Source organism: Rhizobium rhizoryzae (assembly GCF_011046895.1).
Classification (GTDB): Bacteria; Pseudomonadota; Alphaproteobacteria; order Rhizobiales; family Rhizobiaceae; genus Neorhizobium; species Neorhizobium rhizoryzae.
Map to the genome: position 1 here is coordinate 1123506 of NZ_CP049250.1, position 12327 is coordinate 1135832.

Genomic DNA, 12327 nt, shown 5'->3' on the forward strand with positions numbered 1-12327 from the left:
GGCGCTGAATTTCTTTCATTATATCCGTACGGATATAATGCTGGAATATCGAAAGAGGTTCGCTATATTCCCACAGATATTTCGCTTTGGGAGAGCTCATGAAAACCCGCAGTCTGGTTCTCAAACTCATCGCTGCCATGGCTTTGGCAGTGCTTCCTGTTCTGCCCGCACAAAGTTTTGCTGCTGAAAAGATAATCGTCTTTGCAGCTGCCAGCATGAAGACGGCGCTGGATGCAGCCAATGCCGTCTACGTTAGGAAAAGTGGTCATCAGGTAACGGCCTCTTACGCAGCCAGTTCGGCGCTTGCGAAGCAGATAGAGGCTGGTGCGCCCGCAGACGTTTTCATTTCCGCCGATCTGGACTGGATGGATTATCTGGCGAAGAAGAACCTCATCAAGCCGGACAGTCGAAAGAACCTGCTGGGCAACCGCATCGTTCTGGTCGCGCCGAAGGACAAGGCAAAGCCTGTCGACATTAAGGCTGGCTTCGATCTTTCCGCTCTGGTGGGAGACGGCAAGCTTGCCATGGGTGCGGTGAATAGCGTTCCTGCCGGCAAATACGGCAAGGCGGCCTTGGAAAAGCTCGGTGCCTGGAGTGCTGTTGCGCCGAAGGTGGCGGGTGCGGAAAATGTTCGCGCGGCTCTTCTGCTCGTGTCGCGCGGGGAGGCTCCCTATGGCATCGTTTATCAGACGGATGCGGCGGCCGATCCCGATGTTTCCATCGTCGGCACCTTCCCGCCAGACAGCCATCCTGCGATCATCTATCCGGTGGCGCAGGTCGCCGACGCTAGGAGCGCGGCGGCCAGCGATTACCTGAAGTTCCTGTCTTCCGATGAAGCTTCAGGTTTCTTCACGGCACAAGGCTTCTCAATCCTCAAATGATGCCCTCGCATAACGGCGTTCACGCAGTTACAGTCTTCACAAACGGGGCGCATGCGTGGAACTTCCAAGTCTGAGTGAAGAGGAGTGGACGGCGATCAGGCTCAGCCTGAAGGTTGCCAGCGTTGCCGTCCTTGCCAGCCTGCCGCTGGGTGTGCTGGTTGCCTATCTTCTGGCGCGCAAGCGCTTTTGGGGACACGCGCTGCTGAATGGCATCGTCCACCTGCCGCTCATTCTGCCGCCAGTCGTGACCGGCTACCTGCTGCTGATTGCCTTCGGGCGACGCGGGTTCATCGGTTCATTTCTGGAAAGCACTTTCGGGTTGATTCTGTCCTTTCGCTGGACGGGGGCTGCACTCGCCTGTGCCGTCATGGGCTTTCCGCTGATGGTGCGTTCCATAAGACTTTCCATTGAGGCAGTGGACCTGAAGCTGGAGGAGGCGGCCAGAACATTGGGTGCATCGCCGGTGATGGTGTTTCTCACGGTCACGCTGCCCCTGATGCTGCCGGGAGTTATCGCCGGTCTCGTTCTCGCCTTTGCCAAGGCCATGGGGGAATTCGGCGCAACGATCACCTTTGTTTCGAACATTCCCGGTGAAACGCAAACGCTTTCCGCCGCCATCTACACCTTCACCCAGGTGCCGGGGGGCGATGCGGGCGCTCTTCGCTTGACTGTCATTTCGATTATCATCTCCATGGCAGCATTGCTGCTTTCCGAAGCGCTGGCGCGCCGGGTGGGCAACAGGATCGAAGCCGAATGACTTTCGCTGTCGAGATCCGTCATAGCCAAGGAGATTTCCGCATTGAGGCGGACTTCGCATCGGAAGGAGGCGTGACGGCACTCTTCGGGCGTTCCGGCTCTGGAAAAACATCCGTGCTTCGCATTGTCGGCGGTTTGGTGAGGCCTGATCACGGGCGTATACTCGTCGGCGATCAGGTGCTGCTGGATACGAGCAAGGGTATCTGCCTGCCGCCGCATCGGCGGGGTCTCGGTTATGTCTTTCAGGAGCCGCGGCTGTTTCCGCATCTGAGCGTACGCCAGAATCTGAACTACGGGCAGTGGTTTGCGCGTAGCCGGTCCTCCTTTGCCGATCCGGACAGGATCATCGGCATGCTGGGGCTGGAGGCATTGCTGCCGCGTCGTCCCGGTTCATTGTCAGGCGGGGAAAAGCAGCGAGTGGCCATTGGCCGAGCACTTCTGGCGAGCCCTCGTATTTTGCTGATGGATGAGCCGCTCTCGGCGCTGGATGAGGCGCGCAAGGCGGAAATCCTGCCCTATATCGAGCGGCTGCGCGATGATCTGAACCTGCCCATTCTCTATGTCAGCCATTCAGTGGGCGAGGTGGCACGGCTGGCGGACCGCGTCGTCGCCATGGCGGATGGACGTGTGACCGGCATCGGCAATGCATCCGAAATTCTGGGCATCCAGACCATTGCCACGGGGCGCGAAAGCGGCAGCGTTCTGGAAGGATTGGTGCGGCTTCAGGATGAGGATCCCGATCTTGCGGCCATCGCGCTTCGCGGCTGTCGTCTCCTGGTTCCACGCGGCGATCTCCATGAAGGGCAAAAGCTTCGCGTCCATATTCCTGCCCGAGAGGTTCTGCTGGCGACCTCAAAGCCGCAAGGGATCTCAGCCCTCAATGTTCTGAAAGGTGAAATCCGCGCCATGACAGGTTCGGATGGTGGCGCGGTGGATATAGCGCTTCTGTGCGGGGAGGAAGTGCTGCGGGCCCGCATTACTGGTCTGTCTGCCAAGCGAATGGACCTGATGGTGGGGCAATCCATTCACGCCATCATCAAGACGGTTGCGCTGGATCCGCCGGGTCGCGCGCGCTGATCTTGCTTTGATGTTCATTCAGCCAATCGAGGTCGTCTGCAAGCGCGCTTTGGAGAATGACTTCCATATGCCGAAAGCGGCGGATCAGTTCTTCACCAAATTCCGTCAATTGCGCTCCGCCGCCTTGCTTGCCCCCGCGCTGGGATTCAACTGACGGTTTTGCAAACATCGTGTTGATCGCATCCACCAGCAGCCAGGCACGCCTATACGACATATCCATGCGGCGACCGGCTGCCGAAATGGACCCGGTTTCACGAATATGCTCCAGCAGCTCGATCTTGCCGCGGCCAAGCCGCTCTCCAGGCGGAAACGCAACTTTCAGCAGCGGTTGCAGGGTCTGATCGGGCGGATTTGACATGGTGTGGATGAGCCTGTGTGGAGCCGTCAGCAGTTCAACGAGCGTCCATTGTGGCCGAGCGTCATCATGCTTTCAATTGACAACCATACGTTAACGACAGAAGACTTTGTTGATCGGCGATCATTGCCGACATTGCCGTTCATGCTGCGGTGGAGGACATCATGTCGAAGCGGATCTCGTTTGCGGTCGCCTCTTTTCTGGCCCTTGGCCTTCTCGGTCCCGTCCAGGCGCAGCAGGCGACCAAGGCGCCGCAGTCGAACCGGACAATCGAGACAGCGGAAGATAGCGATTATATCGGCTTTGATCTGAGGACGGTCAAAAACGTGACGCTCCAGCAGTGCCAGACGGCCTGTATCGACGATAAATCCTGCCGTGCCTTTACCTTCAATGTAAAGGCGAAGTGGTGTTTCCTGAAATCCGATTACAACCAGCTGAACAGCTTTGCTGGTGCGGTTGCCGGCAAGATCGTTGTCGCCAACAGCCAGCCGGATATCGGTACGCCGCCAGCGCTTTCCATGGTTGGCGATGAGGCGACCAATCAGGCTGCTGCTCTTCGCGATGAATTGGCCGTTGCGCCAGAACTGGAAGGGCAGGGGCTGGAAAGCCTGAAGGCGCTGGCGCAGCTTGAATTCGTCAATGGAAATCCGGCAGCTGCGATCAATGCGTTGACCGCAGCGCTCAGCATCGAGCCGGATGATTCAGGCCTGTGGAGCGAGTTTTCCAGGGCATCCGCCCAGATCAAGGATGATGCCGACGCCAAGACAAAGGCGGTCTCTGCCGCGATCAACGCCTATGATGCCTCTCGTACGGCGCAGAGCCGCGCCGAGGCGCTTGCCCTCTTGGGTGATGCGCTTCATGCGCAGGAAAACCACCGGGGTGCCATCGATGCGCTGAAGGAAAGCCTGGCGCTCGTTCCGTCCAAGACCGTTCAGGCCCGTTACAACGATCTGAAGGAGCGCTTTGGCTTCCGCGTCGTGGGAAACAGCGTGGATGCCGATGCGGCAAGCCCGCGCGCCTGCGTACAGTTTTCCGAAGCGCTTTTGAAAACCGGTACGGATTACGGCCAGTTCGTGGTGCTCAACGGCCAGGCCCCCCAAGCGGTGGAAGCCAAGGACAAGCAAATCTGCGTCGAGGGTCTGAAGCATGGCGAGCGTTATAAGCTGACCCTGCGCCGTGGCCTTCCCTCCAGCGTCGATGAAAGCCTGCAGGCAGCCGTTGACCTCAATATTTACGTCAAGGATCGCTCGCCAGCGGTGCGCTTCACCGGTGACAGCTTTGTTCTGCCATCGACGGCGCGGCGCGGCATTCCCATCGTATCCGTCAACACCAGCAGCGCCAATCTGAAGCTCTACCGTATTGGCGACCGAGGCATTGCGCCGCTGCTCGCCAATTCGCAGTTCCTCACCCAGATGGACGGTTACACCGCCGGTCAGGTCGAGCAGAGCAATGGCGAACTGGTCTGGCAGGGCTCTATCGATATCGCTCAGGACATCAACAAGGATGTGGTGACGAGCTTCCCGGTCGATGAGGTTTTGCCGAAGCGCAAGCCCGGCGTCTATGTGCTGACGGCGGCGACTGGCACGGGCAATGTCAATGAATGGGAGAACAAGGCCACGCAGTGGTTCGTGGTGTCCGATTTGGGCCTCAGCACCTTTGCCGGAACCGACGGTCTGAACGTTTTCGTGCGCTCGCTTGGCTCTGCCGAACCGGCGGTCGGCGTGGACCTGCAATTGCTGGCCAAGAACAACGAGATCCTCGGCACCGCCAAGACCGACGCCGATGGCAAGGCCGTGTTCAGCGCGGGTCTCATTCGCGGCACGGCGAGCATGGTTCCAGCCGTGTTGATGGCTTCGAAAGGCGGCGAGGATTTCGTTTTCCTCGACATGACACGCGCAGGCTTCGACCTGTCCGATCGCGGCGTGACGGGCCGTCCGGCTCCGGGTGCTATCGATGTCTACGCCTGGACGGAACGCGGCATCTATCGACCCGGTGAAACGGTTCATGCAGCGCTTCTGGCGCGTGACGTGACATCCAACGCCATCGATCAATTGCCGCTGACCTTCGTGTTCTTGCGGCCTGACGGCGTTGAAGACCGCCGCATGACGGGAACGGGAACGCTGGGCGGCTATGCAGTGGATCTGCCGGTTCTGGCCAGCGCCATGCGCGGCACTTGGACCATGCAGGTATTCACGGACCCCAAGGCGACCGCCATTGCTGAAAAGCGCTTCCTCGTCGATGATTTCGTGCCCGACCGGATCGAGTTTGATCTGAAGAGCGAGGCAAAAGAAATCGTCGTGGGCGAACAGACGCCGATCACCGTCGATGGCCGTTATCTCTATGGCGCGCCGGCTGCCGGACTTGGGCTCGAAGGCGAAATCGTGCTCAAGCACACGCGAGAGCGCGAAGCGTTCAAAGGCTATTTCTTTGGTCTGGCTGACGAAGAGGCAAGTGAGGCCGAGCGGCTGCCGCTGGAAGCGCTTGATCCGCTCGACGAGCAGGGCAAAGCCAGCTTTGACGGCGGGTTGACCGAGCTTGCCTATACCACGCAATTGACGGATGCGAACATCGTCGTGCGCCTGAAAGAAGGCGGCGGTCGCGCTGTCGAACGCACGCTGACGCTGCCCGTTCGCGCCGATGGCGACCGCATCGGTATCAAGCCGGAATTCTCGGGCGATCTCGCCGAGAATGCTGTGGCGAATTTCAACGTCATCATGATCGGTGCCGATGCCCAGAAGCGGGCTGCCCCTGGCCTGTTGTGGAAGCTCGTCAAGATCGAGCGCGATTATCAATGGTATCGCGAAGGCAATTCCTGGCGTTACGAACCGGTCAACCGCACGAAGCAGATCGCCAATGGCAAGGTAGATGTCGCAGCGGTAGATGGCGGCAAGATTTCCGTTCCCGTCCAATGGGGCCGCTATCGTCTGGAAGTCACCGGCCCCGAGCCGGATGCGCCCGCCTCCAGCGTCGAGTTCGATGCGGGCTGGTTCGTGACCGCGACCTCGACCGAAACACCGGATGCGCTGGAAATCGCGCTCGACAAGGCCTCCTACAAGGTTGGCGAAACGGCGAAGCTCAAAGTTTCCTCCCGCTATGCCGGTCAGTTGATGATCGCCAATGGCGCGGAAAATTTGATCTCCGTGCAGAATGTCTCGATCGGCGATAAAGGCGGCGAGGTTTCCATTCCGGTCACGAAGGAGTGGGGCGCAGGGGCTTATGTCACCGCCTCGCTTTATCGTCCCGGCAATGCGCGCGAAAGCCGCATGCCCATGCGCGCCATCGGCGTGACCTGGCTGAAAGTGGACCCGCAGGATCGCGATCTGACCGTTGCGCTGACGGCACCGGACAAGACGCTGCCGCGCCAACCGCTGCAGATCGGCGTGGATGTGAAGGGCGCGGGCGTTGGCGAAGAAGCCTATGTCACGGTTGCCGCTGTCGATGTCGGTATCCTGAACCTCACGCGCTATGAGCCGCCTGCGCCCGACAACTGGTATTTCGGCCAGCGCCGTCTCGGCCTCGAAATCCGTGATATCTACGGTCGCCTGATCGATGGTTCGCTGGGCGCGACGGGCAAGCTGCGCACCGGCGGCGATGGCGGAAGCGTGGCGCTGCAAGGCAGCCCGCCGAAGGAAAAGCTGATTGCCTTCTTCTCCGGCATCGTGCGCGTCGGGCCAGATGGCAAGGCGAATGTCAGCTTCGATATTCCACAGTTCAACGGCACAGCACGGGTGATGGCCGTCGCCTGGACGAAAACGGCAGTCGGCCATGGCACGAAGGATGTGGTGATCCGCGATCCGGTCGTCGTGACCGCCAGCCTGCCGCGTTTCCTCGCCCCCGGCGATGAGGCCATGTTGCGGCTCGATATCGCTAACACGGATGCACCGGCGGGTGATTATCAGGTTTCCATCGCCGCCAGCCCGCAGATCAGTGTCACAGGGGCAAATGCATCCCGCACCGTCAAGCTGAATACCGGTGCCAAGAGCACGGTCAACCTTGCCATCAAGGGCGCACGTGTTGGCGATGGATCGCTGACGGTGACTTTGGCTGGAAACGGTCTTGCGCCCATGCAGCAGCGTCTTGAACTGCCGGTGCGCCCGGCGGTGCTGCCGGTTACTGAAAAGCGCATCATTTCGCTTGCGCCGAACCAGAGCCTCACGGTGGATGGCAACCTGCTGGCAGATGCGCAATTGCAGGGCGCAAGCCTGACGCTTGGCGTAACCCGCTCGGCAGATTTCGATATCCCGGCGCTGTTGATGTCGCTCGATCGCTATCCTTATGGCTGCGCCGAGCAGACGACCAGCCGTGCGGTGCCGCTGCTCTATCTCTCCGAGCTTTCCAGGCAAAGCGGCATGGCGGATGATCCCGATGTCAAGAAGCGGGTTCAGGATGCCATCTACCGTGTGCTGGCCTATCAGTCTTCGTCCGGCAGCTTTGGCCTTTGGGGGCCTGGTTCGGGCGATCGCTGGCTGGATGCCTATGTGACGGAATTCCTGACCCGGGCGCGTGAACAGGGTCTCGATGTGCCGGATCGGGCGCTGGTGCAGGCGCTGGAAAACCTGCAGAACTCTTTGGCCTATGAGGTCAACATCAAGGATCAGGGCGAGCAGGTTTCCTACGCGCTCTATGTTCTCGCCCGGAACCGGAAGGCCTCGATCAGCGATCTGCGCTACTATGCCGATACGATGCTGAACGATTTCCCCACACCGCTGGCCAAGGCACATCTGGCCGCTGCCCTTTCGCTCTATGGCGATACGCAGCGGTCGAAGACTGTGTTTGCCTCCGCCCTTCAGATGACGGAACAGGCCGTTGCAACGCCGGTCAGCCTATCGCGATCGGATTATGGTTCCACTCTGCGAGATGGTGCGGCGGTTTTGGCATTGGCCGCGGAAAGCCGCCCGGTTCCGGCAATCGTTCCGCAACTTGCGGCAGCCGTTGCCAAGGAAGCGCGCAAGAGGAAGTACATGAGCACGCAGGAGCAGGTCTGGATGCTTCTGGCGGCGCGTGCCCTTCAAAACGGTGATAGCGGGTTGAAGGTTGATGTGAACGGACAGGTGACCACAGGTGCCTACCGCCAACAGATGACGGGTGATGAGCTTTCGGCAAAGCCGGTGACGCTGACCAACCGCGCCAGCGAGCCGGTTTCGGCAGTCATCACCACCTATGCTTCGCCCAAGCAGCCACCGGCAGCGGGAGGCAATGGCTTTGCCATCGCCCGTGCCTATTACACGCTGGATGGGCAGGAAGCGAATGTCACTGAGGCCAAGCAGAACGAGCGTTATGTTGTGGTTCTGACTGTCAACGAAACGAATGACTGGCCATCCCGTATCCTTGTGCAGGATTTGCTGCCAGCAGGCTTCGAGATCGACAATCCCAATCTCGTGGATAGCGCGCAGCTGGCCAATTTCGAATGGGTCGGCCAAGTGCAGGTGGCCCATACGGAGTTCCGCAACGACCGTTTTGTCGCGGCGTTCGATCGTAACAAGGGCGATAACCGCGAGTTCTCGCTGGCCTATGTCGTGCGGGCGGTGACACCCGGAACCTATGATCATCCAGCAGCCAGCGTGGAAGATATGTACCGGCCAGAATTGTCGGCGCGCTCTGCGGCGGGCCGCATGCAGGTTCAGGAAGCGCAGTAAAGGGTATGGGCAGGCGGCTCAGCACGTGGCTGGCAGGTGGGGCGGCGACAATGCTTGTTGTCGCCGTGTCCCTTTCCATGGCACTCGAAGCCGCTGACCGCGCCTATCCGCCACCGCTGGAGGCAGCGCGTGCCCGGTCTGCAGAGGTGCGCGATGCAGACGGGCAGTTGCTGCGCGCCTTTGCCACGAAGGATGGTCTGTGGCGGTTGAAGACAACGGCGGGCGATGTCGATCCGCAGTTCATCCGCATGCTGATCGCCTATGAGGATCATCGTTTCTACCAGCACTCCGGGGTGGATGTCCGGGCGCTGGGGCGTGCGGCGTTTCAGCTTGTCACGCATGGGCGCATCGTGTCCGGTGGCTCCACCCTTTCCATGCAGGTCGCGCGCCTCATCGAGCCGAGAGAGAGCCGATCCGTTTTTGCCAAGCTGAAACAGATGGCGCGGGCGGTGCAGATCGAGCGCCGTCTGTCGAAGGCGGAAATTCTTGACCTCTATCTTTCGCTGGCACCCTATGGCGGCAATCTGGAAGGGGTAAGGGCCGCAAGCTTTGCCTATTTCGGCAAGGAGCCGAAGCGGCTTTCCGTGGCGGAGGCCGCGCTGCTGGTGGCCCTGCCGCAGTCGCCGGAAGGCAGAAGGCCGGATCGCTTTCCGGAGGCAGCCAAAGCTGCGCGCGAGCGCGTTCTGGCCCGTGCCCATGTGGAAGCCGCAGTGGGAGAAGGCGAGGCAGATCGCGCCTCGCTGGTGGCTGTGCCGCGCGAGAGACGGCAGCTGCCAGCCCTTGCCGCCCATCTGGCAGAGGCTGCCTTGCGCAAGGCACCGGGTGAGGCGGTTTACGGAACGACCTTGCGCAAGCCGGTGCAGGACGCGCTGGAACGCGTGGCACGAGAGGCGGGTGCACGGCTGCCGCCCAAAGTTTCTCTGGCCATGATGATGGCGGATTCGACCACGGGAGAGATTATCGCCGATGTTGGTTCCGCCGATTATTTCGATGCTTCCCGGTCCGGCTGGATCGACATGACGCGCATCAACCGTTCGCCGGGATCTACGCTGAAGCCTTTCATCTATGGCCTTGCCTTTGAGGAGGGCTTGGTCGCGCAGGAAACGATCATCGAGGATCGCCCTTCCGATTTCTCCGGCTATCGACCGAAGAATTTCGACATGAGCTATCAGGGCGATGTCAGCATTCGCCAGGCCCTGCAACTGTCGCTGAACGTACCGGCGGTGCGGGTTCTGGAGGGCGTCGGCCCCAGCCGTCTGATGGTGCGGTTCAGGCGGGCAGAGGTTCGGCCCGTTCTGCCAGCGGGCGAAGCGCCGGGGCTGGCCATCGGCCTCGGTGGCGTCGGCATGACGTTGAAGGATCTTGTGCAGCTCTATGCCGGGCTTGCCAATCAGGGCTGGCCGGTGAAGCTCGGCGATGGTGTGCGGGATCAGCCCAAGCGCGATGGCATGCAGCCACTGCTGGAGCCTTCCGCCGTCTGGCAGGTCACGGATATCCTCTCCGACGTTCTTCCCCCGCAGGGGAGCCCGAAGCTCGGTCTCGCCTATAAGACCGGCACCAGCTACGGTTACCGCGATGCCTGGTCCGTCGGGTATGACGGGCGTTATGTGCTGGGTGTGTGGGTTGGCCGGCCAGACAATGGCGCGGTTCCCGGCATTACAGGCTATGGCACTGCGGCCCCCATTCTGTTCGAGGCCTTTGCGCGTTCTGGTCTAGCCATCTCCGGTCATCCCTCTGCGCCCCCCGGTGCGCAACGACTGGCACTGACGGATCTGCCGATTGGTCTCAGGCGCTATTCGGTCATGGCAAATGGCCTGCTGCGTTCCACCTCGCGAGAACCGGCACCGCAGATCGTCTATCCACCCGAAGGTGCGAGAGTGGACCTTGGAGCGCGTAGTGGCGAAGAAATCGCGCCGCTCATGCTGAAATTGCAGGGCGGGCGGGCACCCTTCCGCTGGCTGGCGAATGGCAAACCATTGGAGGATACAGCGCGCACGCGCAATTCCGAGTGGAAGCCGGATGGCGCGGGCTATTCGACGCTCACGGTCATCGATTCGCGCGGACGCGCTGCCACCGTGCGGGTTTTCATTGAGTGATCCAGAGCATTCCCAGGAAAAGTGGACACCGGTTTTCCGTCCGGGAATGGGTATAGAGTTGTGAGCATTCCCAGGAAAAGTGGGCACCGGTTTTTTGTCCGGGAATGCGTATAGAGTTGTGAGCATTCCCAGGAAAAGTGGGTACCGGTTTTCCGTCCGGGAATGCGTCTACAATGTTGTCCGCGCTATCGCGTGAAAGAAGGTGCCGCTCACATGGCCGCGCCTTCCGCCCGACAGCCCAAGCGGCTGGCCGGTTCCATCGGCGATTTCGGCAAAAGGCTCGTCACGACCCGGATCGATGACGCTGGCATAATGGAACTCGTGGCCGCGTAGAACCTCACCGGCTGAACCCAATGGACCATCCCCCAACAGACGCACCTGCCGATAACCGAGGTTCATCTTTCGCTTGGCAAAGCTTGTGGAATGACTGAGCAGTGCCGTCATGACATGGCGAACACCATCGGCATCCACGAGACCGGTTCCCAGCACCATGAAGCCGCCGCACTCGCCATGAACCGGCTTCATCTGCGCAAAGTGCCGAATACGGTTGCGAAAGCGGTTGGCAGCCGAGAGCTGCCCTGCGTGGAGTTCCGGATAACCGCCCGGCAGCCAGCAGATGTCGCAATCGAGCGCCGGACCCTCGTCGTTCAGCGGCGAGAAGGGCACAAGCTCCGCTCCTTGCGCCCGCCAGTGGGCACCCAGATGCGGATATAGGAAGGTGAAGGCGGCATCCGACGCTATGGCGATACGCTGTCCCGGCGGCGGAATGGCCGCAGCAGGGTTTCCACGCCGCAAGGCAATCGGCTGCGCCAGCGAAAGCACGGCATCGAGATCGACAGAGGTTTCCATCACGTCGGCCAGCCGGTCGATATAGTCCTGAATGCCGCCGTGCTCGCTTGCCTGCACCAGGCCCAGATGACGTTCGGGCAGAGCCAGCGCATCGCTGCGCAAAACGGCACCCACAACGGGCATGCCCGCTGCCTCGATGGCGGTGCGCGACAGGCGTATATGGCGCTCGCTACCCGCCCTGTTGATGACGATGCCTTTGGTGCGAACCTTCGCATCGTAGTGCCTGAAGCCTACAGCCACAGCCGCCGCCGTCTGGCTCTGGCCCGATACATCGAGCACCAGCAGAACCGGAATATCCAGAAGCCGCGCCAGATCGGCGGCGGAGCCGGTGCGACCCTCGCCGCCATCAATGCCATCGAACAGGCCCATGGCGCTTTCGATCAGCAGCAGATCTGTATCTTGTGCCGCGTGATCCAGAAGATGGGCCACCAGATCCGGCTCCATGGCCCAGCTATCAAGATTGAGGCCTTCCAGACCGGTCGCCGCCTGATGGAAACCCGGATCGATATAATCGGGCCCGGATTTCACTCCGCGCACCCGGATGCCACGTCGCGCAAAGGCGCGAAGCAAGCCAATGGTAACGCTGGTTTTTCCGGAACCGGAACGGGGCGCGCCAATGATAAGGGCTTTGGGAGTGAGTCGGCTATCTGTCATGCTATGCTTTTGCCAGTGACGAT

7 protein-coding genes are annotated in these 12327 nt (G+C 60.7%); 5 read left to right on the top strand and 2 right to left on the bottom strand.

Features of this window, described 5'->3' with window-relative positions; translation table 11 throughout:
• Positions 1-98: 98 nt before the first annotated feature.
• Genes modA through modC form a run of 3 tightly spaced genes read left to right on the top strand, consistent with a single transcriptional unit; the run spans position 99 to position 2714 of the window.
• The gene (gene modA / locus G6N80_RS11540) at positions 99-881 is read left to right on the top strand and encodes a molybdate ABC transporter substrate-binding protein (protein WP_165133906.1); all 783 of its coding nucleotides are present in this window, start codon (positions 99-101) and stop codon (positions 879-881) included.
• Positions 882-936: 55 nt separating this feature from the next.
• A complete protein-coding gene (gene modB / locus G6N80_RS11545) occupies positions 937-1638 on the top strand; it encodes a molybdate ABC transporter permease subunit (RefSeq protein WP_165133908.1) in 702 nt (233 codons plus the stop codon).
• Positions 1635-2714: a molybdenum ABC transporter ATP-binding protein gene (gene modC / locus G6N80_RS11550; RefSeq protein ID WP_165133910.1), complete on the top strand. Its 1080-nt coding sequence runs from the start codon at positions 1635-1637 to the stop codon at positions 2712-2714. The genes modB and modC overlap by 4 nt, the downstream gene beginning before the upstream one ends.
• Here modC and G6N80_RS11555 read toward each other — a convergent pair.
• Positions 2674-3072, bottom strand: coding sequence for a winged helix-turn-helix domain-containing protein (locus G6N80_RS11555; RefSeq protein WP_062556251.1), 399 nt, complete (start codon positions 3070-3072; stop codon positions 2674-2676). The two genes, modC and G6N80_RS11555, sit on opposite strands and share 41 nt — an antisense overlap.
• Positions 3073-3233: 161 nt before the next feature.
• Here G6N80_RS11555 and G6N80_RS11560 point away from each other — a divergent pair, with 161 nt between their 5' ends.
• Together G6N80_RS11560 and pbpC are read left to right on the top strand one after the other, a co-directional pair.
• The gene (locus G6N80_RS11560; protein WP_165133912.1) at positions 3234-8705 is read left to right on the top strand and encodes an alpha-2-macroglobulin family protein; all 5472 of its coding nucleotides are present in this window, start codon (positions 3234-3236) and stop codon (positions 8703-8705) included.
• Between the two features lie 50 nt (positions 8706-8755).
• Complete coding sequence (gene pbpC / locus G6N80_RS11565) at positions 8756-10801, top strand: penicillin-binding protein 1C (RefSeq protein ID WP_425503918.1); 2046 nt, start codon at positions 8756-8758, stop codon at positions 10799-10801.
• A gap of 168 nt (positions 10802-10969) precedes the next feature.
• Here the strand turns inward: pbpC and G6N80_RS11570 are convergent, their stop codons facing one another.
• Positions 10970-12304 (bottom strand): cobyrinic acid a,c-diamide synthase CobB, encoded by a 1335-nt coding sequence (locus tag G6N80_RS11570; RefSeq protein ID WP_165133916.1) that lies wholly within the window; start codon positions 12302-12304, stop codon positions 10970-10972.
• Positions 12305-12327: the final 23 nt, after the last annotated feature.

Bases quoted from the DNA above. Each gene is read 5' to 3' on its own strand.
- modA (WP_165133906.1), top strand. From the start codon at position 99: ATGAAAACCCGCAGTCTGGTTCTCAAACTCATCGCTGCCATGGCTTTG.
- modC (WP_165133910.1), top strand. From the start codon at position 1,635: ATGACTTTCGCTGTCGAGATCCGTCATAGCCAAGGAGATTTCCGCATT.
- G6N80_RS11555 (WP_062556251.1), bottom strand. From the start codon at position 3,072: ATGTCAAATCCGCCCGATCAGACCCTGCAACCGCTGCTGAAAGTTGCG.
- G6N80_RS11560 (WP_165133912.1), top strand. From the start codon at position 3,234: ATGTCGAAGCGGATCTCGTTTGCGGTCGCCTCTTTTCTGGCCCTTGGC.
- pbpC (WP_425503918.1), top strand. From the start codon at position 8,756: ATGCTTGTTGTCGCCGTGTCCCTTTCCATGGCACTCGAAGCCGCTGAC.
- G6N80_RS11570 (WP_165133916.1), bottom strand. From the start codon at position 12,304: ATGACAGATAGCCGACTCACTCCCAAAGCCCTTATCATTGGCGCGCCC.